This window comes from Cupriavidus sp. GW822-FHT03E04, assembly GCF_058801495.1.
The window spans coordinates 282,658-308,485 of the sequence record NZ_JBXANI010000010.1; the positions used below are offsets into that span (position 1 = coordinate 282,658).

At 64.9% G+C, this 25,828-nt stretch carries 28 protein-coding genes and 1 pseudogene; 18 read left to right on the top strand and 11 right to left on the bottom strand.

Going from position 1 to position 25,828, the window contains the following annotated elements; translation table 11 throughout:
• Positions 1 to 87 precede the first annotated feature (87 nt).
• Together AC1RQC_RS16795 and AC1RQC_RS16800 are read left to right on the top strand one after the other, a co-directional pair.
• Positions 88 to 1,071 (top strand): LysR substrate-binding domain-containing protein, encoded by a 984-nt coding sequence (locus AC1RQC_RS16795; protein ID WP_492831479.1) that lies wholly within the window; start codon positions 88 to 90, stop codon positions 1,069 to 1,071.
• 90 nt (positions 1,072 to 1,161) lie between these two features.
• Positions 1,162 to 1,917: a sulfite exporter TauE/SafE family protein gene (locus AC1RQC_RS16800; protein WP_492371982.1), complete on the top strand. Its 756-nt coding sequence runs from the start codon at positions 1,162 to 1,164 to the stop codon at positions 1,915 to 1,917.
• A gap of 43 nt (positions 1,918 to 1,960) precedes the next feature.
• On the opposite strand, the gene AC1RQC_RS16805 is transcribed toward AC1RQC_RS16800, so the two are convergent.
• Positions 1,961 to 2,872 carry a YihY/virulence factor BrkB family protein gene (locus AC1RQC_RS16805; RefSeq protein WP_492371981.1) on the bottom strand — a complete coding sequence of 304 codons (912 nt, stop codon included), beginning with the start codon at positions 2,870 to 2,872 and terminating at the stop codon, positions 1,961 to 1,963.
• 331 nt (positions 2,873 to 3,203) lie between these two features.
• On the opposite strand from AC1RQC_RS16805, the gene AC1RQC_RS16810 reads away from it, so the two are divergent.
• Positions 3,204 to 4,451, top strand: coding sequence for an AI-2E family transporter (locus AC1RQC_RS16810; RefSeq protein WP_492884033.1), 1,248 nt, complete (start codon positions 3,204 to 3,206; stop codon positions 4,449 to 4,451).
• Between the two features lie 7 nt (positions 4,452 to 4,458).
• On the opposite strand, the gene AC1RQC_RS16815 is transcribed toward AC1RQC_RS16810, so the two are convergent.
• Positions 4,459 to 4,824 carry a hypothetical protein gene (locus AC1RQC_RS16815; protein ID WP_492884035.1) on the bottom strand — a complete coding sequence of 122 codons (366 nt, stop codon included), beginning with the start codon at positions 4,822 to 4,824 and terminating at the stop codon, positions 4,459 to 4,461.
• Between the two features lie 249 nt (positions 4,825 to 5,073).
• Between AC1RQC_RS16815 and AC1RQC_RS16820 the strand changes: the two genes are divergently transcribed.
• A complete protein-coding gene (locus tag AC1RQC_RS16820) occupies positions 5,074 to 5,877 on the top strand; it encodes a MetQ/NlpA family ABC transporter substrate-binding protein (protein WP_492371978.1) in 804 nt (267 codons plus the stop codon).
• A 29-nt stretch (positions 5,878 to 5,906) separates the two neighbouring features.
• Here the strand turns inward: AC1RQC_RS16820 and AC1RQC_RS16825 are convergent, their stop codons facing one another.
• Together AC1RQC_RS16825 and AC1RQC_RS16830 are read right to left on the bottom strand one after the other, a co-directional pair.
• Positions 5,907 to 6,500, bottom strand: coding sequence for a 2-hydroxychromene-2-carboxylate isomerase (locus AC1RQC_RS16825; RefSeq protein ID WP_150985586.1), 594 nt, complete (start codon positions 6,498 to 6,500; stop codon positions 5,907 to 5,909).
• Between the two features lie 82 nt (positions 6,501 to 6,582).
• The gene (locus AC1RQC_RS16830; RefSeq protein WP_150985585.1) at positions 6,583 to 7,311 is read right to left on the bottom strand and encodes an SDR family oxidoreductase; all 729 of its coding nucleotides are present in this window, start codon (positions 7,309 to 7,311) and stop codon (positions 6,583 to 6,585) included.
• Between the two features lie 191 nt (positions 7,312 to 7,502).
• Between AC1RQC_RS16830 and AC1RQC_RS16835 the strand changes: the two genes are divergently transcribed.
• On the top strand, positions 7,503 to 8,081 hold the full coding sequence (locus AC1RQC_RS16835) for a TetR/AcrR family transcriptional regulator (RefSeq protein ID WP_492371976.1): 579 nt from the start codon (positions 7,503 to 7,505) through the stop codon (positions 8,079 to 8,081).
• 55 nt (positions 8,082 to 8,136) lie between these two features.
• Positions 8,137 to 8,769, top strand: a complete 633-nt coding sequence (locus tag AC1RQC_RS16840) for an MlaC/ttg2D family ABC transporter substrate-binding protein (RefSeq protein WP_492807240.1) — start codon at positions 8,137 to 8,139, stop codon at positions 8,767 to 8,769.
• 110 nt (positions 8,770 to 8,879) lie between these two features.
• Here the strand turns inward: AC1RQC_RS16840 and AC1RQC_RS16845 are convergent, their stop codons facing one another.
• The gene (locus tag AC1RQC_RS16845; RefSeq protein WP_492371974.1) at positions 8,880 to 9,635 is read right to left on the bottom strand and encodes a hypothetical protein; all 756 of its coding nucleotides are present in this window, start codon (positions 9,633 to 9,635) and stop codon (positions 8,880 to 8,882) included.
• A gap of 225 nt (positions 9,636 to 9,860) precedes the next feature.
• Between AC1RQC_RS16845 and AC1RQC_RS16850 the strand changes: the two genes are divergently transcribed.
• Entirely contained in the window at positions 9,861 to 10,331 is a 471-nt protein-coding gene (locus AC1RQC_RS16850) for an SRPBCC family protein (protein ID WP_492371973.1), read from the top strand.
• A 199-nt stretch (positions 10,332 to 10,530) separates the two neighbouring features.
• The gene (locus tag AC1RQC_RS16855; protein ID WP_492884039.1) at positions 10,531 to 10,881 is read left to right on the top strand and encodes a VOC family protein; all 351 of its coding nucleotides are present in this window, start codon (positions 10,531 to 10,533) and stop codon (positions 10,879 to 10,881) included.
• Between the two features lie 55 nt (positions 10,882 to 10,936).
• On the opposite strand, the gene AC1RQC_RS16860 is transcribed toward AC1RQC_RS16855, so the two are convergent.
• Positions 10,937 to 11,584, bottom strand: a complete 648-nt coding sequence (locus AC1RQC_RS16860) for a LysE family translocator (protein ID WP_492884041.1) — start codon at positions 11,582 to 11,584, stop codon at positions 10,937 to 10,939.
• Between the two features lie 100 nt (positions 11,585 to 11,684).
• Here AC1RQC_RS16860 and AC1RQC_RS16865 point away from each other — a divergent pair, with 100 nt between their 5' ends.
• Together AC1RQC_RS16865 and AC1RQC_RS16870 are read left to right on the top strand one after the other, a co-directional pair.
• Entirely contained in the window at positions 11,685 to 12,533 is an 849-nt protein-coding gene (locus AC1RQC_RS16865; RefSeq protein WP_416052430.1) for a LysR substrate-binding domain-containing protein, read from the top strand.
• Positions 12,534 to 13,049: 516 nt separating this feature from the next.
• Positions 13,050 to 13,583: a hypothetical protein gene (locus tag AC1RQC_RS16870; protein WP_492807486.1), complete on the top strand. Its 534-nt coding sequence runs from the start codon at positions 13,050 to 13,052 to the stop codon at positions 13,581 to 13,583.
• A gap of 121 nt (positions 13,584 to 13,704) precedes the next feature.
• Here the strand turns inward: AC1RQC_RS16870 and AC1RQC_RS16875 are convergent.
• A pseudogene (locus AC1RQC_RS16875) lies at positions 13,705 to 13,936 on the bottom strand (patatin-like phospholipase family protein); the annotation flags it as partial.
• A 317-nt stretch (positions 13,937 to 14,253) separates the two neighbouring features.
• Positions 14,254 to 15,162 (bottom strand): LysR family transcriptional regulator, encoded by a 909-nt coding sequence (locus AC1RQC_RS16880; RefSeq protein ID WP_492371970.1) that lies wholly within the window; start codon positions 15,160 to 15,162, stop codon positions 14,254 to 14,256.
• A 123-nt stretch (positions 15,163 to 15,285) separates the two neighbouring features.
• Here AC1RQC_RS16880 and AC1RQC_RS16885 point away from each other — a divergent pair, with 123 nt between their 5' ends.
• The 8 genes from AC1RQC_RS16885 (at position 15,286) to alaC (ending at position 22,773) form a co-directional block, all read left to right on the top strand.
• Entirely contained in the window at positions 15,286 to 16,167 is an 882-nt protein-coding gene (locus tag AC1RQC_RS16885) for a pirin family protein (RefSeq protein WP_492371969.1), read from the top strand.
• 65 nt (positions 16,168 to 16,232) lie between these two features.
• The gene (ycaC, locus tag AC1RQC_RS16890; protein WP_492371968.1) at positions 16,233 to 16,859 is read left to right on the top strand and encodes an isochorismate family cysteine hydrolase YcaC; all 627 of its coding nucleotides are present in this window, start codon (positions 16,233 to 16,235) and stop codon (positions 16,857 to 16,859) included.
• Positions 16,860 to 17,674: 815 nt separating this feature from the next.
• Positions 17,675 to 18,010, top strand: coding sequence for a hypothetical protein (locus tag AC1RQC_RS16895; RefSeq protein ID WP_492371966.1), 336 nt, complete (start codon positions 17,675 to 17,677; stop codon positions 18,008 to 18,010).
• Between the two features lie 537 nt (positions 18,011 to 18,547).
• The gene (locus AC1RQC_RS16900) at positions 18,548 to 19,303 is read left to right on the top strand and encodes a PadR family transcriptional regulator (RefSeq protein ID WP_492371965.1); all 756 of its coding nucleotides are present in this window, start codon (positions 18,548 to 18,550) and stop codon (positions 19,301 to 19,303) included.
• Between the two features lie 71 nt (positions 19,304 to 19,374).
• Positions 19,375 to 20,193 carry a siderophore-interacting protein gene (locus AC1RQC_RS16905; protein WP_492371964.1) on the top strand — a complete coding sequence of 273 codons (819 nt, stop codon included), beginning with the start codon at positions 19,375 to 19,377 and terminating at the stop codon, positions 20,191 to 20,193.
• A gap of 128 nt (positions 20,194 to 20,321) precedes the next feature.
• Complete coding sequence (locus AC1RQC_RS16910; protein ID WP_492371963.1) at positions 20,322 to 20,783, top strand: winged helix-turn-helix transcriptional regulator; 462 nt, start codon at positions 20,322 to 20,324, stop codon at positions 20,781 to 20,783.
• A gap of 88 nt (positions 20,784 to 20,871) precedes the next feature.
• A complete protein-coding gene (locus tag AC1RQC_RS16915) occupies positions 20,872 to 21,384 on the top strand; it encodes a 2-thiouracil desulfurase family protein (protein ID WP_492831483.1) in 513 nt (170 codons plus the stop codon).
• Between the two features lie 132 nt (positions 21,385 to 21,516).
• Positions 21,517 to 22,773: an alanine transaminase gene (alaC, locus tag AC1RQC_RS16920; RefSeq protein ID WP_150985560.1), complete on the top strand. Its 1,257-nt coding sequence runs from the start codon at positions 21,517 to 21,519 to the stop codon at positions 22,771 to 22,773.
• A 65-nt stretch (positions 22,774 to 22,838) separates the two neighbouring features.
• On the opposite strand, the gene AC1RQC_RS16925 is transcribed toward alaC, so the two are convergent.
• From AC1RQC_RS16925 to mmsB, 3 genes are read right to left on the bottom strand one after another with little or no spacing between them, the layout of a single operon-like run.
• Complete coding sequence (locus tag AC1RQC_RS16925) at positions 22,839 to 23,993, bottom strand: enoyl-CoA hydratase/isomerase family protein (protein WP_492884043.1); 1,155 nt, start codon at positions 23,991 to 23,993, stop codon at positions 22,839 to 22,841.
• 10 nt (positions 23,994 to 24,003) lie between these two features.
• On the bottom strand, positions 24,004 to 24,774 hold the full coding sequence (locus AC1RQC_RS16930) for an enoyl-CoA hydratase (protein ID WP_492807250.1): 771 nt from the start codon (positions 24,772 to 24,774) through the stop codon (positions 24,004 to 24,006).
• Positions 24,771 to 25,670: a 3-hydroxyisobutyrate dehydrogenase gene (gene mmsB, locus AC1RQC_RS16935; protein ID WP_492807252.1), complete on the bottom strand. Its 900-nt coding sequence runs from the start codon at positions 25,668 to 25,670 to the stop codon at positions 24,771 to 24,773. The genes AC1RQC_RS16930 and mmsB overlap by 4 nt, the downstream gene beginning before the upstream one ends.
• Positions 25,671 to 25,828 lie beyond the last annotated feature (158 nt).

Below are 25,828 nucleotides of genomic sequence, written 5' to 3' on the forward strand. Positions count from 1 at the left end.
CCATTTATATTTAGTGAGGCATTAGTTTTACTAATTGTTGGCTGAGAGCAGACATGCGTATCGGCGGCCACTGATGAGCCCCTTGTCATGAGCACCTTGTTATCGTCTTCCTTGCTGAGCTGGCTGCGCTGCTTCGAGGCGTCGGCGCGCCATTGCAACTTCACCCACGCGGCCACGGAACTGTGCGTGACGCAGGGCGCGGTCAGCCAGCAGGTGAAGCAGCTGGAGCAGTGGCTGGACCGGCCCTTGTTCCTGCGCACGCCGCGCGCGCTGGTGCTGACGCCCGAGGGCGAGCGGTTGCGCTTTGTGCTGCGCGAGTCCTTCCAGGCCATCGAAGGCACGCTCACCCAGCTACGCAAGCCGCGCGAGGCCGGCCCCATTGCGCTGAGTTGCGCACCGTCGTTTGCCATGCGCTGGCTGACCCCGCGGCTGGGCGATTTTTTCCGTGATCACCCCGAGGTGGGCCTGCGCGTCTATGGCGAGTTCCACGCGCTGGACCGCACTCGGATGGTACGCGATGGCATTGACGCCGCCGTGCGCTTCGACCTGGGTGGCTACGACGACCTCAAGGCCCGGCTGTTTCTCGACGAATGGCTGCTGCCGGTGGCAAGCCCCGCCTTTCTGGCCGCGCATCCCGAGTTGCGCAGGCCGCAGGACCTGAGGGGGGCCTGGCTGCTGCACGACGTGAGCCCGTGGGACGGCGCGCAAGCCTTCGAGGAATGGCGCCACTGGCTGCAGGTGGCGGGGGTGGCGGCAGAGGTGGGCGAACTTGACGCGGGCCAGCGCTTCAACCTGTCGCAGCTTGCCGTGGGGGCGGCGCTGGCCGGGCAGGGCGTCGCGATGGGGCGCTCGGCGCTGGTGCTGGAAGATATCGAGGCCGGCCGCCTGGTCGACCTGTTCGGCATCCATGCGCGCTCGCAGGCGTCTTACTTCTTCGTCTGCGCGCATGGGCAGACGCCGCCTATCGCCATGGTGGAGGATTGGCTGGCTGCCGAGGGCGCGCGCTTCGAAGCGGCGCGGGCCAAGGTGCTCGACGTGCAGGCACGCGGCGCGAAGGCCACCGGAAGGTGACAAAGCGCTCAATCCCCGGCATAGTTTGCGGCTTTCGTGCCGCATAGGGCGGCTTTCCGGCTTTCCGGCTTTCGGGCGTTCGAGCTACCGATGGAATTTCCTGTCCTGATCCTGGCGCTGGGCGCCATCGTGGCCGGCTTCGTGCAAGGCTTGTCCGGGTTTGCCTTCGGCATGGTGGCCATGTCCTTCTGGGTCTGGACCGTGGAGCCGCGCCTGGCCGCGGCGATGGCGGTGTTCGGCTCGCTGACCGGCCAGGTGGTGGCGGCGGTGACGGTGCGGCGCAGCTTTTCACCTCGGCAGTTGCTGCCCTTCGTGGCCGGCGGCATCCTGGGCATTCCCATTGGCGTGGCGATCTTGCCGGCGCTCAATCCCAGTGTGTTCAAGGCTTGCCTGGGCGGGCTGCTGGTCATCTGGTGTCCGCTGATGCTGATGTCCAGGCAACTACCCCACATCCGGGCCGGCGGGCGGGTGGCTGACGGCGTGATCGGCGCGGCCGGGGGCATCATGGGCGGCATCGGCGGCTTTACTGGCGTCATCCCGACGCTGTGGTGCACCCTGCGCGGGCTGGCCAAGGACGAGCAGCGCGCCATCATCCAGAACTTCAACCTGGCCACGCTGGCGGTGACCATGGCGACCTATGTCGGCACCGGCATCGTCACGCGCGACATGCTGCCCATGTTCCTGGTGGTGGGCCCGGCCATGCTGGTGCCCAGCATCCTTGGCGCGCGGCTGTACATCGGCATCAGCGAGATCGCATTTCGCAGGATCGTGCTGAGCCTGCTGACCGCATCCGGCGTGGCGCTGCTTTCTGCCTCGCTGCCGAAGCTGCTGGGGACGTTGCACTGATTGGCCATTGAGCCCTGGGCCCTGGGCTCGTGTGCGCAGCGGCTCAGGTGTGAAAGGTCTCGGTTTCGGTTTCCGCCTCCGCCTGCCCTTGCGCATCGAGGCCGCCGCGCTCGAACTCCGCGATCACCTGCGCTCCGAGCAGCAGCAAGGTGGCGGCAATCTCCAGGCTCAGCAGCACGACAATCGCGGTGGTGAGCGAGCCATACACCACGCTCACCTGCGACAGCGTGGCGAAGTACCAGACCAGCACGTGGCGCGAGACCTCCCACAGCAGCGCGGCGCTCACCGCGCCGATCAGCGCATGGCGCACAGACAAGCGGCCCACCGGCATCACCAGGTAGAGGGAGGCCAGTAGCAGGATCTCCCCCGCCAGCCCGAGCAGGTAGAGCAGGGTGCCGGAGACCCGGTCGAGTGACAGGTCGTGGCCCAGCACTTCCACATGCCGCGCGCCTAAGGCCTGCAGGCTGCCCGAGACCACCGTCACCAGCAGCAGGCCGACGCTGAGCACGACGATGTAGCAGTACGGCAGCACCGCCGATACCAGGAAGTGGCGGCGGCGGATCGCCACCCGGTGCACAAAGATCACCGACATGGCGTTCTCCAGCACCGTGAACGCCAGCGAGCTGAAAAAGATCATGCTCGCCAGCAGCACCCAGCCGATCACCCCGCGGTTCGCCAGGAAGCTGGCCAGCTCGCCCACCAGCGCGCGGGATTGTCCCGGCAGCAACCATTCCAGGTAGCGCGACAAGGTGGCCAGCAGCGATGCCGGGTCGATCACATGGGACAGCGCGATCACCATCAGGATCAGCAAGGGCACGATCGACAGCAGGGCGTAGTACGCCACCGCACCCGCGAGCAGCAAGCCCTGGTTGGCCCGGAATTGCCGGAGCGTGCGCAGTACGAAGCGCCACGGGTGTTTCAGCACCAGTCGGGCGCGCGCGTCGAGTATCTGCATGGCAGAGGATGTGTCAGTTCGTCATGGCAGGGGCAGCAGGAAAAAGCGCAGGCCACGGCGCGTTGCGGGTTGGGTTGTCTGGTTGGGAGGTCTGTATGACTGGCAGGGAGGTCACTTTCGCGGCGCATCCGTGTTCTCTCAATGTGGTGCATCGCGCGCCGCACGGCAAGCCGTGGTTGTCCTACACAGGCTTGCGGCATTCTCCGACAGAAACGCCGGCAGGCAAGGCTATGCTTGGATGAAGCATGGCGCGCGCTGCGCGCACAGGCCAATTGCCTCGCCGGCATTCACGCGACACGTACGCGACCATCACGACAGGAACCGCAATCCAATGGCTGATCTGAACGCCGGCCCCGCTGTGGCTAGCCAGTCGTCTGTCTCCGTGGATGCCAGTGACGGCGCCGGCGAAGGCCAGCGGGCTCCTGCAGCCAGCCAGCCGCCGGCGCCGCCTGAAGCCGCGGCTGCGGGCGCATCGGCGGCCCAGCCTGCGGTGGCCGCAAACCTTCCCGTACCGGCCAGGCGCGGCGAAATGCCACTGACCATCCTCGCGGTGCTCGCGTCGCTCTACACGCTGCACCTGGCTAGCGCTTTCGTGATCCCCGTGGTGCTGGCGGTGGTCGTCGCCTACATGCTCGATCCGCTGGTCACCGTGCTGTGCGGCCGGCGCATTCCGCGCGTGCTCGGCGCCTCGCTGGTGCTGCTGGCGCTGCTGGCCAGCGTGGTCTGCTGCGCATACCTGTTGCAGGATCAGGTTGCTAGCCTGATCGACCGTTTGCCGGAAGTGGCCACCAAGCTGTCGCGCTCCGTGGGCGCCTTGCTCAGCGGAGACGACTCGATGGTGCAAAAGATCCGGCGGGCGGCCACGGTGCTGGGCGGCACCGGGCAAGGGCCGCCCGTGCGTGGCTCCCCGATCGTGGTGGAGCGCGCCGGGGATTCGCTCAACAATATCCTGCTGGCAGGTTCGGTCGGCGTCTTTGCCGTCGCCGGGCAGGCCGCGGTGGTGTTGTTCCTCGCCTTCTTCATGCTGGTGTCCGGCGACATGTTCAAACGCAAGTTCATCAAGATGGCGGGTACCACGCTTTCGCAGAAGAAGATCAGCGTGCACATGCTCGACGAGATCAACCGGCAGATCCAGCGCTATATGGTGATGCTGCTGGTCACCAACGCCATGGTGGGCGTGCTGACCTGGTTCCTGCTGAAATGGCTGCAAGTAGAGAACGCCGGCACGTGGGCGCTGGCCGCCGCGGCGTTGCACCTGGTGCCTTACTTCGGTGCGGTGCTCATCGCGGTTTGCATTGGGCTTGCCGCCTTCATGCAGTCGGGCGACTTCGCGCTGGCGGCCATGGCGGCAGGCGGCTCGCTGCTGGTCGCCACGCTGATCGGCGCGCTGGTGACCACCTGGATGACGGGGCGCATGGCCAAGATGAACGCCGTCGCGGTGTTCGTCGTGCTGCTGCTCTTCACCTGGCTATGGGGCACCTGGGGCGTGCTGCTGGCGATTCCCATCGCCGTGATCGCCAAGGTGGTGGCTGACCATGTGGAGGGGCTGGAAGTGGTGGCGGAGTTTCTGGGCGAGTGAGGTTGGCTCAATCCGCGGCCAAAAAGCGCGCCACCAGCACCGCCACATCGGGCGGGACCGCATCCGCCGCGCACGCCCTCAGATGCAGCGTCTGTCCCGTCGGCAGCGTCATTGCCGCATCCCGCTCGCCAAAACGCAGCGTGCCTTCGGCAAACACGCGCTCCTGGCAATCTCCCTGGCTCATCGACACAAACTGCAACGGCAGCGCTTGCTGCGGGCCATTGCCCGCGGCTATCCACAGCCACTGGTATTTGCGCGAACGCGGCGCATCGGCGGGCAAGCCGAGGCGCTTGATTTCCAGTACTGTGCCCGCGGCTGCGGTGAAGGCATGGAGAATCTCGCAGGCGGGCGATGCTGGAAGGGTTTGCGTCATGGCGGGCTGGATATCTGCAGGAAACTGGAGCGCGATTCTACCCGCAGCCGAGCGCGCCCGCGCCGCGCACGCCACGCATATCGATAGGCGAACACCTTCATTCCCTGCCCATGGCCGCGGCGCTAACATCGCTGCCAAGCGAGCCGGCATCACAAGTGCCGGTCGCGCCTTGATCACAGCGGCCAGCTTGCGCGCCGCCGCGCATCGGCGCGGCGCGCGAAGAGCCGCAACCCTGAGTGTGGAGCCTGCATGCAACGCCGTAGTCTATTCAAATCCATCGCCCTGGCCGCCGCCATGATCGTGTTGCCGGCCGCGCACGCCGCCGACCAGGTGGTGCGCCTTGGCACCATGAGCGGTCCCGACGCGCAGATCTGGGAGGTCGTGCGCACCGTGGCCAAGCGCAGCGGCCTGGACGTGAAGATCATCGAGTTCAACGACTATGCGCAGCCGAATGCCGCGCTGGATGCCGGGGACCTGGACGCCAACAGCTTCCAGCACCAGCCCTTTCTCGACAGCCAGATCGAGGCGCGGCGCTACAAGATCGCCAATGTCGGCCTGACGTACGTGGCGCCAATGGGCTTTTACTCGAAGAAGCTCAAGTCGCTGAAGGCACTGCCGGACGGCGCCAAGGTGGGCATCCAGAACGATCCCTCCAATGGCAACCGCGCGCTGCTGCTGTTGCAGAAAGAAGGCCTGGTCACGCTGCGCGACGGCGCCGGCAAGAACGGCAAGAACGCCACGCCGCTCGATATCAAGTCCAATCCCCGCAAGCTGAAGATCGTGGAACTGGACTCGGCCATCCTGCCGCGCTCGCTCGATGACCTGGCCGTGGCTTCCATCAATACCGACTACGCGGTCAAGGCCGGACTCAGCCCGGCCAAGGATGCGATTGCCACCGAAGACCTGCGCGGCCCCTATGCCAACCTGATCGCGGTGCGCACGCAGGACAAGGACAAGCCGTGGGTCAAGCCGCTGGTGGCGGCCTACCAGTCGCAGGAAGTGCGCGACTTCCTGGCCACGCAGTTCAAGGGAGCGATCTTGCCGGCGTTCTGACGGCGCGCGCTTTCGAGGGATAGCGCCGGCTATGCGGCCAGCGCTTCCTCGACAAACAGCAGGCGGTCATTGCCCCAGAACAATTCGTCGCCGACGAAAAAGCTCGGGACACCGAACACGCCGCGTGCTACCGCGGCCTCGGTGGCCTGCTTGAGCGCATCCTTCACCGCCGGGTCATCGATCATCCCCAGCACCTGGCGCGCGTCGAACCCGGCGGCTGTGAGCGCGGCGCCAATCTCGGCGGGGTCGTTCAGGTTACGTTGCTGCTCCCACATGGCGGCGAAGATTGTCTCCACATAGCGGTGGAACGCGGCTTCGTCCTGCAACTGGAAGCCGATCGCGGCGCGCATCAGCGCCAGCGTGTTGACCGGGAAATGCGGATTCTGCTGCAGGTTGGCACCGTACCGGCGCGACCAGCGCGCGGTGTCGGTCTTCGACCAGCGGCCCTTGGCGGGGATCTCCGCGGGGCTGTGGTTGCCGGTGGCCTTGAACACGCCGCCCAGCAGGATGGGCCGCCATACGATCTGCGCGCCGGTGCGCTGTGCCACGCGCGGCAATTCCTTGTAGGCCAGGTAGGAATACGGGCTGCCGAAGTCGAAATAGAATTCCACTTGCTTGCTCATATCGTCGTCTCCGCTTGTTGTGGTGTTTTTTTGCTGATGGCTTTCATGGCTTCCATGGTTTTGAGGCTTTGGCCCGCAGCGCTTACCACGGCTCGATCCACGGGCGGATATCTAGCTCGTGTGTCCACGCGTCGCGCGGCTGCTGGTGCAGCATCCAGTAGGTGTCGGCGATGTGCTCCGGATTGACGATGCCGTCGTCCTGCTTGGTGGCGTAGCGGTCGGGGAAGTTCGAGCGGATGAAATCGGTGTCGATGGCGGCGTCCACAACCAGGTGCGCCACATGGATGTTCTTCGGCCCCAGCTCTCGCGCCATGCTCTGGGCTAGCGCGCGCAGGGCATGCTTGGCGCCCGCAAAGGCGCTCATGCCATCGCGCCCGCGCAGGCTGGCGGTTGCACCGGTGAAGAAAATCGAGCCGTGCCCGCGCGGCAGCATCACGCGGGCGGCCTCGCGCCCCATCAGGAAGCCGCCGAAGCAGGCCATCTCCCAGACCTTGAAGTACACGCGGGATGTGGTTTCCAGCACGGAAAACCGTACATTGGCGCCAATATTGAAGATTGCCACCTCCAGCGGCGCGATCTCGCGCTCGATGCGCTCGATCAGCGCCACCGTCTCGTCCTCCTTGCGGGCATCGCAGGCAAAGCCGTAGGCCTCGCCGCCCTCTGCACGGATCTGCTCGACCAGCGGCGTGAGCTTGTCGGCGCTGCGGCGCGTCACGCAGGCGATATAGCCCTCGCGGGCAAAGCGGCGCGCAATCGCGCCGCCAGTGGCGTCGCCGGCACCTACCACAAGGATGGCTTTCTTGTTGGACATGACTTGTCTCCAGTCTTGGAATGATCCGCCGGCCATGGCCGGGCGGGCTTTCTGCGTTCGTGCCCACGCTGGCCGCTTCCATCGGAAGTGGATCCGGCATAAGATAAACGATCGTTTAGTAAACGAACGTTATGGTATGAATGCGGGTCGCGTCAAGCGGCATCTGCCCCAGGACAATCTCAGGAACTGCAATGCGTTATTCCGCAACTCACAAAGCTGCCACCCGCGAGCGGGTGCTGGAGGCCAGCGGCGCGCTGGTCAAGCGCGAGGGCTTTGCGTCGACCGGCGTTGACCAGCTGATGGGCGCCGCCGGCCTGACCGGCGGGGCGTTCTACAGCCATTTCGATTCCAAGCAGGCATTGCTGCGCGAAGTGATCGAGCGCGAGCTGCAGCGCAGCCGGGAGCTGTTGCTGCCCGACGGGGAGGCAGGCGATGGCGCCTGGCTGGCCAGGATGCTGGATTGCTACCTCACCATGGGCCATGTGCGGCATCCGGAGACGGGCTGCCCGTTGCCCAGCCTGGGCGCGGAGATCGCCCGAGCCGATGCGGACACGCGCCAGGCCTGCGAGGATGGCATGGTGGCCATGCAACTGGAGCTGGCGGTAAGGCTGGGGAGCGGGGAGGCGGCCTGGGGCGTCATGTCCCAGTGCGTCGGGGCGCTGATGCTGGCGCGCACGGTGGCCAACCAGGATGTGGCCAGGGAGATATTGAAGGGGGCACGGACGATGTTGGAGCGTGCTGGCGGTGCGGCGGGTGACGTGCGGGTGTAGCGCAACGCGCTTTGTTTTAACATGCGGGCTGCACATTCAGACAGGACTCCCACCGATGAGGAACGTATTCCTGATTCCCGTTGTTTCGGCCTTGCTTGCCTTTGGCAGTGCGGCCTGCGCCCAGGTCGATGACCAGTCGAAGCCGCAGGCGCTGATCCAGACCGTGACGCAGCAGTTGCTGCGTGAGGTGCGCACCCGCGCGGTCGCGCCGGGCGATATCCAGCGCATCACGACGATCGTGAACAAGGACATCCTTCCGTACACCGATCTGAACCGCACCACGCAGCTCGCCATGGGCCGTTACTGGCGCACCGCGACGCCGGCGCAGCAGCAACAAGTGGTGGAGCAGTTCAAGCTGCTGCTGATCCACACCTATGCCGGCGCTATCGCGCAACTCCGCCCGGACCAGCAGATCGAGTATCCACCGTCGCGCATCGAGCCGGCCGAGACGGACGTGGTGGTGCGCACGGTCGCCACCAATATGAAAAGCGGCCAGCCTGTGCAGATCGATTACCGTCTGCACAAGACGCCGGAAGGCTGGCGCGTGTATGACCTGAACGTGCTGGGCGCCTGGCTGGTGCAGACCTACCGGCAGCAATTCAACGACAGGATTCAGCAAAGCGGGGTGGATGGGCTGATCCAGTCACTGACCGAGCGCAATGAGCGGCTTGTGTCTGGCAGGCAGTAGGGGAGTCCAAGGGGCCATGCGGGCTGTATGCCTTGGATCCGGAGCGACTGTCCGGTTGATGGCAGCACCCGTGCGCCCAGTCAGGGCAAACCGCCGCATGACCCTGACGATTAGGCGGCCCGGCACCACCGGCCAGAATCCGGGCACACAGCGGCCCTTGCACCGTTTAGCCAGACTTGCTCTTCATTCAGTGGCAACGAGGTCGAAGGGGCGGTGTCGAAGGCAACCTGAAGTGCGTGCGCAACATGGGTATCTTCGATGGGAAGCTCCCAGGTCAGGAATAGCTGGATGCAATCCTGGTCGGGCGGAAAGTCGGCCGCGTTAAAACTGCCGCTGTGGCGTTGAATCACGCCATGGGGCTGGCAAGTATCGAATATCACCGCCGTACCCCGGGACAGGGGAATTCGAAGACCCAGCGAGGGAAAATGCAAGTCCTGGTCCCTGTCTTCGCTCAGGAAGAGATTGCAAAAGGCCGCACCGCCATACTGCGCACCATCATGGTGGTACCTCGCGCCGCGGCAGGCCATGAGGGCGACGTCGCTGCCGGCAAGCACCCCGGGCAGTCCAAGCGCGCACGCCCAATCGGACGCCGCCTGCACGCAGTGCACGTAGTCCGGCCAGCGCGCCCGCGCTCGTGCCAAAGGCATTGCCTCGACATCCCCGGGTTCCAGGACCATGCGGGACGATATCTCCCTGGCCCAGTCCGCAAGCAGGCGTGCAGGGGGCACAGGCACGTCGACCGTGCCGCATAACACGATGTCACTGACGCATCGACTGCGGATGCCGTCGCCGCTCCAGAAATAGGAAGTGAGGAGGTCTTGTGCTCGATGCTGTTGAGGGCGGTGGTTCATCTGTACCAGTGTCATGCGGCTGTATTGATACTGTAGCGGATCGTAGCGCGTCGGCCGCTGTTGGCTGTGGGTTCAACCGGTCAATGCCGCACACTAAGGGCTGTGAGAGCGGGGGGCTGCTGGTAAGCTCGCCGCTTGTAGTGTATTGCGATCATCCACGGGCCGTCTCAGGTAGCTCGCGGATTTCGAACCCCACTTTCGCGAGTGGGGAATCCACGCAACGATAGAAGAATCCTGATCATGGCTCAGCGTCGTATCGTGCTTACAATGCCGGCATCTGCCGCCGCAGCGTTTGAGGCCTTCCATAATCACGAGAAACGGTTGATATGGGACACATTGCTGTCGGTTGCTTATGTGGAGGGCGGCGGGACGCATCCCCACGTAGGTGCCATCACCACGAATCTCGGTCGTGGCTGGAAGAAACTTCTTGGCATGCGGACGCAATTCGTCAGCTACGATCCTCCCAGAATTGCCGCAGCGACCATCATTGCCCCTACCGGCCTGTTCGCATTCTGGGGCGCTTCGATGCGACACCGTGACCTTGGTCATGGCGCCTCGGAGCTGATTTACACATTCAACATCAAGCTACGCCCACAGCTGTTGGGGCGCATTCTGGATCCATTCGTGGCCAAGGTCTTCGAGTTGGAAACGCGTCGACGCTTTGCTGCGATGGCTGCCTACTTGCGACAACGGAAGCCGGGAGATGACTGACTGCATTGGGGTGGCGCTTCCCGCTGATCGGTTTCATCAAACTGCTATCTGTTGCATCGACCGGTTGAATCCTCACCCAGAAGCAGTTGTTCAAGAATGTCATCCTTTCCAATAGGCGCAGCCTGCTGCCGGGGGGGACGGCCGAAGCCGTATGGTAGTGTCCCGCTATATTTCCCTCCACACGCCTATCGAGGTCGCAATGAAAGTCAAACGCATCGTTGCAAATATCAGCACGCAAGCCGTAGGCGACGCGGAGGACTTCTACGGGAGAGTATTTGACCTCGACCTGCTGATGGATCATGGCTGGATTGCCACGTACGGGTCGTCGGAGAGGATGGAAGCGCAGATTAGTTTCGCTTCACAAGGCGGATCAGACACGCCGACGCCGGATCTTTCGATCGAAGTGGACGACATTGTCGCTGCACTTGAGCGCGTAAAGTCGGCAGGGATTCCCATCGAGTACGGCCCGGTCGACGAACCATGGGGCGTACGGCGCTTCTATGTTCGCGACCCATTTGGCAAGCTGATCAATGTGCTCGCTCACACCTGACGCGCAGGTCTGCTACGGGGGCAGGTGCGCTGGCAATGGCAGGCAACCGCAACAGTCAGCCAATTCCCGCCAGTCTTCGGGCGTCGAGCATCATGTTCGCGCCCAGCACAAGCAGAACCGCGCCCATGGCCCAGCGCTGGGCCAGCAGGAGTCCCGGCCGGCGGGACAGGAGGGTTGCCATGCTGCCAGAGCAGATTGCCACGGCGCCGTTGACGGTGGCGAACGCGACAATCAACGAGGACCCGAGCACGAGCGATTGCTCGAGGACGTTGCCGTTCCGATAGTTGATGAACTGCGGCAGAATTGACAGGAAGGTCATCGCCAGCTTGGGATTCAACAGGCTGGTGGTGGCGCCCATCGCGAACAGCCGTCGGGGGCGTTCGTGCGGCAGGTCGCGGACTTCGAGCGGGGAGCGGCCACCAGGCTTCACGGCCTGCCATGCCAGATAGAACAGATAGGCAGCGCCCACCGTGCCCAGGATGCTGCTGGCGTAGGGCACGCTCAGGAAAAATGCCGTGATGCCAAACGCCGCGCCAAACATATAGAAAAGGTATCCGAGCATGACGCCAGCGAGGGACACGAGCCCGGCCTTGCGTCCTTGCGCAATGGAGCGTGACATCACGTAGACCATGTTCGGGCCCGGCGTCACGGCTAGCATGCCCCCAACCGCTAAAAATCCGTAGATCGATTCCGCACCGTGCATTTTCGGGGTTCCCCAGTGGACATTGACCGCAGTATCCACTTGGTGAGCGGCCGAGTAAAACGGGTTAAACTGACTTTTTTATTCAGATTTTCTGATTAATATGAAAAAGCTTGATCTGGACGTCATTGAGATGGTGGTGGCGGTCGCCGACACCGGCTCGTTTGCGCGGGGGGCAGAGACCGTACACCGGTCCGCGTCGGCGGTGAGCATGCAGATCAAGGCGCTTGAGGAGTCGCTTGGGAAGCCGCTGTTTGTGCGGACCACGCGGCACGTGACGATTACCGCCGAGGGAAAGACGCTGCTGGACTATGGCCGTCGCATGCTCGCGATGCGGGAGGAGGCGTGGGCGTCGATCGTGCGCCCGGAGATGAAGGGGCGCGTCACCATCGGCGTGCCTGACGACTACGCCTCATCGTTGCTGCCGTCGGTCCTCAGACAGTTCGCGGTGGCGCACCCGCGAGTGGAAATCCGGGTGATCGGCATGCCTAGCAGTGCGCTCGTGCCATTGCTCAAGGACAACACGCTCGACCTGGCCTGCCTGACTAAAGCCAAGGGCATCGCCGGCGAATTCATCCGGTTCGAGCCGATGGTCTGGGTCGGGTCGGCCGTGAGAAAAGTGTGGAACGAGCGCCCGCTGCCCATCGCCGTGTTCGCCCATGGCAGCACGGCGCGCGCTAATGCCATCAGTGCGCTGCAGCGGGAGAACATCAAATACCGCATGTCCTACGAAAGCCCGAGCCTGCTGGGCCTTGTCAGCATGGTCGAAGCGGGGCTTGCGGTGGCCCCCCTGGCGAGATGCAGCGTACCCGGGCATCTTGTTCAGCTATCCCAGAGCGACGGCTTGCCACCACTGGCCGAACTCGAAATCGTCCTCGCCCGCAGCTCCCGGTCCGCGCGACCTCCCTGCGATTATCTCGCTGAGCAGATCCTGGTTGAATTGAGAACCTGAGGAGAACCTGAGCGATCACGCATGGTGAGGCGTCCATCGACGCCTGGAGAGGGGTAGGTCAGTCCGTGGCGGGTGTCAACGGCGGCAGCTTCCACGTGCCATTCATCGCCGCCTCGCTTGGCCCGCAGGCTTGGCCATGGTGCTGCAGTTTTGTGTTGTAGTTCTCGATCATCGGGAATGCATAGATATAGGCATCCCTCGCAATGGCACGGGTTTCGTCCTGCAGTTCTCGCCGTGTGAATTAAGCCTTGTGGCGAGCGCGATATCCGGAATGGGTGAGTCAGGCGGCACTTTCGGCTGATTTCACCTTCTACCCCGTCCGATATGAAATCTTTCAACAGGCATGCCGCGTGGCGCCATTGCGCGCTATGTTCAACTCCGAAGTACCGCTGCGTGCCGCGTGCCCCGGCGGCCTCCAAGTTATTTCGTATCCACGCTTTTTCACTTGTCAGGACAGCCATGCCAAATCGTCGGTTGATTCCCCGTTCCCTGCACGCGCTGAGCCTTGGCGCGGCCATGCTATTCGCACCGCTCGTCCACGCCGCGCCGCCGGGCCCCGTCGGCGTGGCGGAGGAAACCGTGATCTCCGGGCGCATCGTTTCGATCGATCCGGAATCGAAGGCGGTGCTGGTGCAAGGCCCGCGCGGCAATGTCGCCGAGCTGATCGGCGGCGACGAAGTCAAGAATTTCAAGCAGATCAAGAAGGGCGACATGGTCACGCTGACCCGCGCGGCGGCCGTGGTCACCACGCTGGAGCCGGTCGATAGCAAGGACATGCCGCTGGCGGAGTCGGTGGAGCGCACCGCGCGCGCTGGCGAGGGCGACAAGCCTGGCTTTGCGCGCGAGATCACAACCACGGTGACGGCGGAGATCACCAAGGTCGATGCGAAGCACCGTACCGTGACCTTCCGTGGTCCGCGCGAGACGCTGCGCACGGTGAAAGTCCAGGACCCCAACATCGACCTGGGCAAGCTCAAGGCGGGCCGCCTGGCCAAGCTCGTCTATCGCGAGGTCATCTCGATTGTGGTGACGTCGGCGCCGAAGTCGTAAGGCGCGCTGACAAGCCGGCTGGTCTGGCCGACTTGCGCATCGGTGCGCCACTCGGCGCCGAGCGAATTGATCCACGTGCGGCGGTAGCTGGCGTTCAGGTTGAAAAAGGCATCCCCGCGAAAATCCCCGACACGATGCCCTTTGGCAGCAGCAAGCCATTCCCGCTGACCCCGATTTCCGGGGTGAACAGGTTGGTATGGTCGTCGAGCTTGCGGCGAATCGCCAGACTCCTGCCGGGGCGCACGCTCCTTGAACAGCTTCTCGGTCGACAAGCCGCCGACCAGTTGCGCCATCGGTGCCATGCCGGTGGCGTACGCGGCACCCACCAGCGAGCCCATGCTGGTGCCGGCGATGCTGGGCTTGCTGGGTCGGGGTCTGCCTTTGGCGGGGTACACGATGGGCTTCTGCGCCTGGGCTTGCGTGGACCCAGTGGCACATAGCAAAAGACCAACGGCTAGGCGTTGCAGTCGCATGGCCTGTTCCTCGGGTGATCGGCGGTGCCTCATGCAATGGCGCTGGCTGCACCATCCAACCGCGCGTTTTCCATGTTCGATCATGACTGCGGGCAGGGCAATTGAGTGTTTTCTTTTTTGGCCCGTGGTTGTGCTGCAAAAGGTGGTTGGGCAGTGGTGTGGCTAGCGATGTGTCGGCTTGCCCGCCAGCGCTTTGCCTACGCCTCCACAAGCGCCTCGAAGCGCAGGGCAAGAAAGTCGATCAGAGCACGCACCGCAGGCAGCAGGCCCCGGCGCGAAGGGTACACGGCATGAATGACGCCGCCCTTTGGCCGCCACTCTGGCACCAGCATGACCAGCTGGCCTAGTTTCAACTCGTCCTCCACCACCATGCTCGGCAGCGCCACCGCGCCCACCCCGGCCAGTGCGGCCAGGCGCAGGGCCAGCATGTCGTCGGTGACCAGCCGCGGGCTATGGCGGATTTCCACGCTGGCGCCCTCCGGCCCCTGCAGCCGCCAGCTATGCGTGGGCTGCGGCGGGCCCCAGTCCAGCGTGGGCAGCTCGGCCACGTCGGCCGGCACGGCGGGCATGGTGCGGCCCGCCAGCAGCGCGGGGCTGGCCAGCAGGCACCACGCGCGGGTGGCCAGCGTGCGCATCACCAGGTCGCTGTCGCTCAAAGGCGGCACCCGCACCCGGATCGCCACGTCGATGCGCTCGGCAATCACGTCCACGCGGCGGTTGGTCGCCTCGAGATGCACGATGACCTTTGGGTAGGCCGCCATGAATTCAGCGATCATGGCGCCGATCCGCGCGTGCAGCAGCGCCACCGGGCAGGTCACCCGCACGATGCCCTGGGGCTCCGAGTGCGTCAGGTCGATGGCCTGCTGCGCGGCATCGGCCTCCACCAGCATGGCCTTGCAGTGCGTGTAGTAGCTCTGCCCGATCTCGGTCACGGAGAAATGCCGCGTCGAGCGCTGGATAAGGCGCGTGCCCAGGCGTTCTTCGAGTTCGCCCACGCGGCGGCTCAGCTTGGACTTAGGGATGCCCAACGCACGGCTTGCCGGCGCAAAGCCCTGATGGTCCACCACCTGGGCAAAGTAGAAAAGGTCGTTGAGGTCGGGATGCATCGGGTCATCGTCCTATCAATAGGACACTGAGGATAGCGCATGGAGGCTACCGGCGTTCCTGCCGCAGGCCTAAGCTGGTCTTCGTCAGGGGCAAAGCCTGCCCGCCACCGTTCAGGAGTTCCCATGAAGAAGATCAGCGGCACCTACCGTGCCCCGCATGCCCATTGGGTGGGCGACGGCTTTCCCGTGCGCACGCTGTTCTCGCAGCAAAGCCTTGGCAGTCACCTGAGCCCCTTCCTGATGCTCGACCATGCGGGCCCGGCTGAGTTCTCGCCTGCCGCCCGGCGGCGCGGCGTGGGCGAGCATCCGCACCGCGGCTTCGAGACGGTGACCATCGTCTACCAGGGCGAGTTGGAGCATCGCGATTCCACGGGGCAGGGCGGGCGCATCGGCCCCGGCGACGTGCAATGGATGACGGCAGCGTCCGGCATCCTGCATGAGGAGTTCCACTCGGAGGCCTTCACCCGCACCGGCGGCACGCTGGAAATGGTGCAATTGTGGGTGAACTTGCGCGCCAGCGACAAGATGGCCGCGCCCGGCTACCAGACCATCGTGTCGGCGCAGATCCCGTCGGTGCAGTTGCCCGGCGGCGCCGGCCAGGTGCGCGTGATTGCGGGCGAGTATCGGGGCACAGGCGAAAGCGCACGCGGGCCGGCACACACCTTCACGCCAATGGACGTATGGGACGTACAACTGCGCCACGGCGCGGACGTGGACCTGCCTGCTCCCGAGGGGCGCACCGTGGCACTGGTGGTGCTGCGCGGCAATGTGCTGGTCAACGGCAGCGAGGCCGCCCAAGCCGGGCAGATGGTGCTGCTCGATCGCGCGGGCGCCGGATTCGCGCTGGCGGCCACAAGCGACGCGCTGGTGCTGGTGCTGCATGGCGACGCCATCGACGAGCCGGTGGCGACCTACGGGCCGTTCGTGATGAACACCGAGGAAGAGATCAAGCAAGCGCTGCAGGATTTTCGCAGCGGCCGCTTCGGGCAGATCGAAGCGGCGTAGTCAGCGTCGGACGCTAACCCATTCGACGTCAATCGCAAATCGTGAGTCAATGAAAGGAGATTCTCATGGCAACCCCCTACAAGCGCCTGGACAAGAGCCAGGCCGCCGTCCTCCTGGTCGATCACCAGGCCGGCCTGCTATCGCTGGTCCGCGATATCGAGCCGGACAAGTTCAAGAACAATGTGCTCGCGCTGGCGGATCTGGCCAAGTATTTCAACCTGCCCACCGTCCTCACCACCAGCTTCGAAGATGGCCCGAACGGGCCGCTGGTGCAGGAGCTCAAGCAGACCTTTCCCGATGCACCCTACATTGCGCGCCCCGGCCAGATCAATGCCTGGGACAACGAGGATTTCACCAAGGCGGTCAAGGCCACCGGGCGCAAGCAGTTGATCATCGCGGGCGTGGTGACCGAAGTCTGCGTGGCTTTCCCGGCATTGTCGGCGATGGCCGAAGGCTACGACGTATTTGTGGTCACGGATGCATCGGGCACCTTCAACGAGATCACCCGCAACGCCGCATGGGCCCGCATGGAGCAAGCCGGGGCGCAGATGCTGAGCTGGTTCGGCGTGGCCTGCGAACTGCACCGCGACTGGCGCAACGATATCGAAGGGTTGGGCACGCTGTTTGCCAATCACATTCCCGACTATCGCAACCTGATGGCGAGCTATAGCACGGTGAAGGCTGGCAAGTAGCGTTGGACATACAGCCCCGCCCAAAAGGGCGAACCGGGTCGGGGCTGGGACGGGCCCCGCTTCTTGGTCCATGGCGCACGCATCTGCTGCCCACATTGCGCTACACAATGCAAAATTCTTGTTAAAAGTGGTGCGATTTCGGACTTGTCCGATGTGAATGGCGAACATTCTTCGGTGGCCTGACCCGCTACCCCGTGTTTGCGTTGGTTGACGTGTTGTCGCTCGCGGGCCCCTCACCTTTACCATTGCCGCGCACTGCGGCCCAGACATGGCAAACGAATCGACCGGCAAGGGCGGTCAGCAATCCTATTTCCTCGAGGTGCCCGCGCGGCCAGTGCCGCCGAGCTGCCGCCGAGCTGTCGGCGGTGTCAAGGATTCTGGTAAACAAGCCAACATCAAGGCGCCGCCTGGATACGAGCTTGCACACCGTCCCTGGTTCGAGAATGATGCTGGTCTGCAAAAATGCCAAGCTCCGGTTCTCCTGGTACGGGAGAGCTTAGTCTGCCGAAACCGGGTGCACTTCCGTAGGTGAGGAGCGATGTCTAAAGCGCGCGCAATTGGAACATCAATAGATGCTATCCGTGCTGCTGAGGCTGAATTGGGACGCACGCTACCCAGATCTTTCTCGGATTGGCTCTTAGTGAACAATGGGAGATCTTTGGTTCCACGACGCACATGCTCGTGCCGCTGGCGCGGCTGGACGAAACGCTGGTCGAAGCCGCGTTCCTGGCCACCGGGACCAACGGGCAGTCGTGCAGGTGCCGGCCAACACCCGACACGCCCGTCAACGGTATGTCGAAAATGGAGAGTATTGAATGATGGCAAAGGATTATTCGGTCTGGGACATTGATGAGTTGGTGGCGGCGTACGCCAACGTCCCTGACCTAGCCGAGACCGTGAGAACGGGTATGGAGGCGTTGTTCAAGTTTATGGAGACCGAGGGTCTGCTTACATGTCGCGTCACCGACGAGCAAGGTCAGGTGGTTAAACGGCAGATCATGGCAAGCCAGATAACGGAGGAAGGCAACCGACTCAGCAGTGGCCCCAAAAATCCCGTGCATAGATGGTTAGGTTCCAAGGGGGGACAGAAGAACCCGCCGGATCTGAAGATGCTGGAGAAGGCGCTGGCAGAAATCCGGGCTGGAAACTAAGAAAGACAAGGCGCGAGTAGGCTTCATTGGCACGTCAAAGGCCCCTGAACCAAGAACTGAGAATCCCATGTAACCAGTTCGCGTTGTTCGATGCCGAATTCGGCCAGTGGCACTTTGTGCCACGCGCTGCGATAGGCGAGCTTATGGAGGGAGTTACCTGCTTGGCCGATGGCTAGGGAAAATGGCGTTACCACGTCTAGCGTGCATGGCATTCGATCAGTATCGCGAATAGACCAGCCCATCGAGGGCCCAAAACGCCTCTGGTCACGAGCCTGGAGGAGAGCAGTGAAGCCAGCATCACTGACACCTGCCCGTGGAACGTGATGCGGCGATTCTTTTGCCTGCCTGCCGATGTGATCGCGTCCGACAACCCAGCGGTCGCCGACGCATCGAGTCGGAAGGCAGGATCTGGATTTGTCGCTATGACGCGGCCGGCCGTCTGCGATTCCCCCGGTCTCGCCTGCAAATCTCGCCTTGACATCCTTACGTACGATATATATCGTAAGATATGTTTTTCGATACGTAGGAGCTGCGACGATGCGTCACCACCCCATTCTGGGCAGGCTTAGCCATCACATGCTTGCCCATCTGTCTTCCCACTTTTCGTCCCACTTTTCGTCCCATTCCTCGCACCACGGCGAGCGCCATGGCCGCCAAGCCATTGGCCGCCACCACCACGGCGGTGGCCCCGGCGGCTTCTTTGGTGGCGGCGGCGATGGCTTCGACGGCGACGGCGATAGCTGGCGGCGTGGCCGCAAGTTCAGCTCGGATGATCTTCAACTCATGCTGCTGTCCTTGCTGGAAGAAAAGCCCAGCCATGGCTATGAGCTGATCAAGGCGCTGGAGGCCCGCACCAACGGCTTCTACAAGCCCAGCCCGGGCATGGTCTATCCGGCCCTGACCTTCCTCGAAGAACTTGGCTACGCTACGGTGGACACCGAGGGCAACAAAAAGCGCTATCAGCTGGCGGGGCCGGGCCTGGCCCATCTCGACGCCAACCGTGAGCGGCTGGCCCTGATGCTCAACAAGCTCAAGCACGTGGCGCGCAAGATGGAGTGGGTGCGGCGCGCGCTGTCGGGCGAAGCCGCCGAGCCGGGTGCGGCGGGCGTAGCCGCCGACGAGCGTGAAGCCGCGGGCGGCTGGCTGCCCGAATTCGTCGAGGCGCGCGTGGCGCTCAAGCGGGCGCTGCTGCTGCGCACCGATGCCACGCCGGACGAGCAGCGCCGCATCGCCGCCATCCTGGCGCGGGCAACCGCCGAGATCAACGCCGGCCAGGGCGGCCAGGGTGCCTAGTGCTGACCCGCATCCCGACACTCCACATTCCGTATTCCTCATTCCCCTCATTCCCGCCAACCAGGAAATCCATGACTACTCGCGATCTCACCGTGCAACGCGTTCGCCATGAACTCAAGATGCGCTTGCTGCAAGTGGTGCGTACCCAGGCGGTGTCGCCGCAACTGCTGCGCGTGACGCTGGCTGGCGAAGACCTGAAGGGCTTTGTCTCCGCGTCTTTCGACGACCACATCAAGGTGTTCCTCCCCGCGCCGGGGCAAAGCAAGCCCGCGCTGCCGGAGCTTGGCCCCAATGGCCCTGTGTTTCCCGAAGGCCAGCCGAAGCCCGCCGCGCGCGACTACACGCCGCGCCGTTACGATGCCGCCGCCGGCGAGCTCGATATCGAGTTCGTGCTGCATGGCGATGGCCCCGCCTCCACCTGGGCCGCGCAGGCTGCGCCCGGCCAGTATCTGGGCGTGGGCGGCCCGCGTGGGTCGTTCGTGATTCCCGAGGGCTTCGACTGGCACTTGCTGGTAGGCGACGAAACCGCGCTGCCTGCCATCGGCCGCCGCCTCGAGGAACTGCCGTCCGGCGTACGCGCGCTGGTGGTGCTGGCGGTGGACAACGCCGCCGCCGAAATCCCGCTGCCCAGCCGCGCCGACGTGGAGATCCACTGGCAGCACCGCGACAGCGCACCGGCAGATAGCGCCGCCGGGCTGCTGGAACAAGCCTTGCGCGAGGTCACGTTGCCGCGCGGCGAAGGCTATGTCTGGGCGGCTGGCGAGGCCGCGTCGATTCGCGCCGTGCGTCAGTACTTGGTGGGCGAGCGCGGCATCGAGAAGGGCCGCATCCGCGCGGCCAGCTACTGGAAGGCCGGTGCCGCCGCCGTGCACGAGAACATCGACGACTGAGCGGCGCATGCTGGGGGCAGTGCAAGCCTTGAAGGCCGGATCAACTGGTTTTACAATGCAACCGCCTCGCCATTTTGGCGCCGCATTCCGCGGCGCGCCGCATCTGGCGAGTGAAACGGAGTTGCACTATGGTCCGGCGAACCAGCCTGGAAGGCGCCGCATGTCCCGTGGCCCGCTCGCTCGATGTGATCGGCGACTGGTGGTCGCTGCTGATCGTGCGCGATGCCTTCGATGGCTTGCGGCGCTTTGGCGAGTTCCAGCGCAGCCTTGGCCTTGCGAAGAACATCCTTGCCGGCCGGCTGCGCACGTTGCTGGCGCACGGCATCCTGGAACAGGTGCCGGCCTCCGACGGCAGCGCCTACCAGGAATACGTGCTGACGCCGAAAGGGCGCGCGCTGTTCCCGGTGGTGGTGGGCTTGCGGCAGTGGGGCGAAGCGTTCTTCTATGCCCCTGGCGAGCCGCATTCCGTGCTGGTGGACAGCAAGGCTGGCAAGCCCGTGCGGCCGCTCGAGGTGCGTGCCGAGGATGGCCGGTTGCTTGGGCCCGACGATGCGGTGGTCCGCAAGGTCGGCGAGGACGCGTTGCAGTAAGTCCGGCGCCGGATGCATCGACCATCCCGCCCTTCAACACTGTTCAATACTGTTCAACACTGTCCGACACCTTCTCTCGCGCATCGCCATGCCGCAAACATCTCTCACCCCGCCGCCCCTTCTCGTCAGCGCCTGCCTGCTAGGCCAGCCCGTGCGCTATGACGGCCAGGCCAAGGCCCAGCCCGACGCCACGCTGGCCATGTTGGCGCGGCATTTCGAACTGATTCCGGTCTGCCCGGAGTCCATGGGGGGCTTGCCGACGCCGCGCCCGCCAGCGGAGATCGTCGGCGGCAGCGGCGCGCAGGTGCTGGCCGGCGCGGCCATCGTGCGCGATGCCACCGGTGCCGACGTGACCGCGCCGTTCGTGGCAGGCGCCCGCGACGCGCTGGCCATCGCCCGGCAGCGTCAATGCGGGCACGCGCTGCTCAAGGCCTTGAGCCCCTCATGCGGCAATCACGAGCACTACGATGGCTCGTTTGGCGGCGTGCTGCGCCCGGGCCAGGGCGTGGCCGCGGCGTTGCTGGCCGAGGCCGGCGTGCGCGTGTGGAACGAAAGCGAGATCGATGCCCTGATCCGCACGGCCGGCGTGCCCGGTGCGTAGCGGTGCCGCCGCCCAGCTTGCAAAAGCCGTAGACGCGGCCGGTATTCGCCGCTAAGATCTTTCCGGTCAGCCGCACCAACGGCTGGCAGCGTCGCTCGGACGGTTCCGGGCGCTTACGTTCAAGGAAAATCCATGTCAGCCTCCGCAGGCAAGCGTCGCTTCGCGCGTATCGATCGTCTTCCCCCGTACGTCTTCAATATCACCGCCGAGTTGAAAATGGCGGCGCGCCGCCGTGGCGAAGACATCATCGACATGAGCATGGGCAACCCGGACGGCGCCACGCCGCCGCATATCGTTGCCAAGCTGACCGAAGCCGCACAACGCCCCGATACCCACGGTTACTCGGCCTCCAAGGGCATCCCGCGACTGCGCCGCGCCATCTCGCACTGGTATCGCGAGCGCTACGACGTCGAGATCGATCCCGACACCGAGGCCATTGTCACCATCGGCTCCAAGGAAGGGCTGGCCCACCTGATGCTGGCCACGCTCGATCGCGGCGACACCGTGCTGGTGCCGGACCCGAGTTATCCCATCCATATCTATGGCGCGGTGATTGCCGGAGCCGATATCCGTTCCGTGCCCCTGGTGCCGGGCGTGGACTTCTTCGCCGAGATGGAACGCGCCATTCGCGGCAGCTATCCCAAGCCGAAGATGATCGTGCTGGGCTTTCCGTCGAATCCCACCGCGCAATGCGTGGAGCTGGACTTCTTCGAGCGCGTGATCGCGCTGGCGCGCAAGCACGATATCTTCGTGGTGCACGACCTGGCCTATGCCGACATCGTGTTCGATGGCTGGAAGGCGCCGTCGATCATGCAGGTGGAAGGGGCGAAAGACATTGCCGTGGAGTTCTTCACGCTGTCCAAGAGCTACAACATGGCGGGCTGGCGCATCGGCTTCATGGTAGGCAACCCGGATCTGGTGGCCGCGCTCACGCGCATGAAGAGCTATCACGACTACGGCACGTTCACCCCGCTGCAGGTGGCCGCCATCGCCGCGCTGGAAGGCGACCAGCAATGCGTCAAGGAGATCGCCGCGCACTACCAGACACGCCGCGACGTGCTGGCGCGCGGGCTGATCGAATCCGGCTGGCCGGTGGAGATTCCCAAGGCATCGATGTATATCTGGGCGCGCATCCCCGAACCGTATCGCGCGCTGGGCTCGCTGGAGTTCTCCAAGCAACTGCTGGCCAAGGCCAAAGTCTGCGTCTCACCCGGCATCGGCTTTGGCGATTACGGTGACGAATACGTGCGCTTCGCGCTGATCGAGAACGAGGCGCGTATCCGGCAGGCGGTGCGCGGCATCAAGGCGATGTTCCGCGCGGATGGGCTGGTGAAGGTGCCGGTGGACGAGCACCAGCCGCACGGCCACGCGCCGAAGCCCAAGGACTGAGTGCGTAGTTTTTCCGTATCCGCATGCACGTGACCACACGCCGGCGCCATGCCGGCGTGCAACCATCAGGCATGCCCTGATCGGCCAAGCATGGCCAGCGGGTGGGGCTCACGCGGCCATGCGCTGTCGAAGAACGACTGCACCATGGCCTTGCTGACTTCGCTCGCATCCTTCACGCGCCAGCGCGGCGCATTGTCCTTGTCGACGATCAGCGCGCGCACCCCTTCGATGAAATCGCCCTGCGTGAATGCGTGCGACACCACGCCGAGCTCCATGCGGAAACAATCGGCAAGATCCAGGTCGCGGCCGCGCAGCAGCAATTCCTGCGTGACCGCCATCATCAGCGGCGATCGCCCGCGCAGGATCTCAAGTGTGCGCGCGGCCCAGTCGGCATAGGCCGGGTCGGATTCGGCGGCCAGGCTCTCGAGCAGGCCGGCCACGCTGGCGTCTGCCCGGAAATGCCGCAGCACGGCAGGCAGCACTGACTGCAGCGGCGCCGCGGGCGCGCTGGCGGCAGGCGTTGCCTGCAGCGCGGCGCGCAGGTCCGCCAGCACGTCGCCTGTCCGGTTGATGGCTGCCAGCGTCTGCTCGAAGTGCTCCAGGCTTGCGGCAGGCACGGCGATGTCGGCCAGCTTGCACAGCAGCGTATCGGCAGCGCCAAGCGTCACGCCCGTCAGCCCGACATAGAGCGCCAGCGCCGGCGGCAGCTTCGACAAGAAATGGCTCGCGCCCACATCGGGCACCAGGCCGATGCCGGTCTCCGGCATGGCCACGCGCGAGCGCTCGGTGACCACGCGCAGGTGCGCGGCCTGCGCCAGGCCCATGCCGCCGCCCATGACAATGCCGTCCATCAGCGCCACGACCGGCTTGGGGTAGCAGTGCAGGCGATAGTCGAGCTGGTACTCGTGCACGAAGAACTGGCGATGCAGCGCCGTACCCGCGTGGAAGCTGTCGTACAGCGCGCGGATGTCGCCGCCGGCGCAGAACGCCTTGGGGCCCGCGCCGCGCAGCACCACCGCAGCGATGTCGTCGCGCGCGGCCCAGGCGGCAAGCTGTGCGTCGAGCAGGCCGATCATCGGGTAGGACAAGGCGTTCAGCTGGCGCGGCCGGTTGAGCGTGATCAGGCCGATGCCGTTGATCTCGACGAAGCACACCTCGTCTTCGGCGCTCGGCGCGGCTGCGGGGCGTTCCTGGGCGGCATCGTTCGGGTTCAGGCGCATGGCGCGGCTCCTAGGCATTGCGCCATTGCGGCGCACGTTTTTGCAGGAAGGCGTTGACGCCTTCGCGCTGGTCCTCGTCGTCGAACAGGTCGACAAAGCGCTCGCGCTCCAGCGCCAGCGCCGGGCCGCGCGGCACGCCCTGGCGCGCCAGGTGCACCAGCTGCTTGCTGTAGGCAGCCGCGCGCGGGCTCACGTTGCTGGCGCGCTCGGCCAGCCGCAGCGCCGCGTCCAGCGCCTGGCCCGTGGGCACCATCTCTTCCACCAGCCCGATGCGCAGCGCGGTGGTGGCATCGATGCGCTCGTTGGCCAGGATCATGCGCTTGGCCCAGCCCTCGCCCACCAGCCAGGGCAGGGTTTGCGTGCCGCAGCCACACGGCAGCAGGCCGACGCCGGCTTCCGGCAGCGCCATCTGGGCCTGTTCCTCGGCAATGCGCACGTCGCAGGCCAGCGCGCATTCCAGCCCGCCGCCCATGGCATAGCCGTTGATCGCCGCGATCACCAGGGGGCGTGCGTTTTGCAGCGCCTCAAAGGCGGCACCGAAGCGTTGCGCCATCAGCCGCGCATGGGCGCGATCGCCGTCGGCAAAGCCATTGAGGTCGGCGCCGGCGCTGAAGAAGCGGCTGCCGTCGCCGGTGATCACGATGGCGCGCACGCGCGTGTCCGCATTCAGCGTGGCCACCAGTTGCTGCAACTGTGCCAGCCCCTCGGCGTTGAACGCATTGGCGGGCGGGCGCTTGAGGGTGAGGCGGGCGATATGTCCGTCGATGACGTGCTCGATCATGCTTGCCGCTCCTCTTGGGCCAGGTACTGGCGGATCACGCCCGAGAAGTCGAGCTGTCCGTCGCCGGCCTGGCTCACCGCCTGGTAGATCTGCTGGGCCAGTGCCCCGAGGAACAGCGGTTGCCGCACGCTGCGAGCGGCATCCGTGGCCAGGCCCAGGTCCTTGAGCATCAGGTCCGCGCCAAAGCCGCCGCTGTAGCCGCGCGAGGCCGGCGCGGTCTCGATCACGCCCGGGTAGGGGTTGCAGGTGTCGGCGGCCCAGCAGCGGCCGGTGGAGGTGTTGACGATCCCGGCCAGCACGCCGGCGTCGATGCCCAGCTTGACGCCGAGCGCCATGGCTTCCGACACGCCGATCATGGAAATGCCGAGGATCAGGTTGTTGCAGATCTTGGCGACCTGTCCGGTGCCGGTGTCGCCGCAATGGACGATGTTGCGGCCCATGCCGGACAGCACAGGTTTCAGTTGTTCGAACAGGGTTGGTTCGGCGCCGACCATGAACGTCAGCGTACCGGCCTGCGCGCCGCCGGTGCCGCCGGAGACGGGGGCGTCGGCGATCGGGTTGCCTTGCTGCTTGGCCTCGACGGCCAGTGCGCGGATGGTGGCCGGGTCGATGGTGCTGGAGTCCACTAGCGGTACGCCGGGCCGTACGCCGGCAAGGACGCCTTCCGGGCCGAGGTAGGTGGCGCGGACGTGAGCGGCGGCCGGCAGCATGGTGATGACGAAGTCGGCTTCGGCGGTGGCCTTGCGGGCGGAGGGGGCTACGGCTGCGCCGTCGGCTTGCAGGGCTGACAGGGCGGTGGGGTTGAGGTCGAAGACGGTCAGGGTGTGGCCTGCCTTGAGCAGGTTGCGGGCCATGGGGGCGCCCATGTTGCCTAGGCCGATGAAGGCTATGTGCATGTTGGGTCCTTACTCTTGGTGTTTGGTGGTCGGTGTTTGGTGGTTGTGGCGACTGGAACTGCTTAACTGAAACTGCTGAACTTCAACTGCAGTTTCACCACCCCTGCGGGGCGGCGACCTACTTTCTTGTCTTGCCAAGAAAGTAGGCAAAGAAGGCG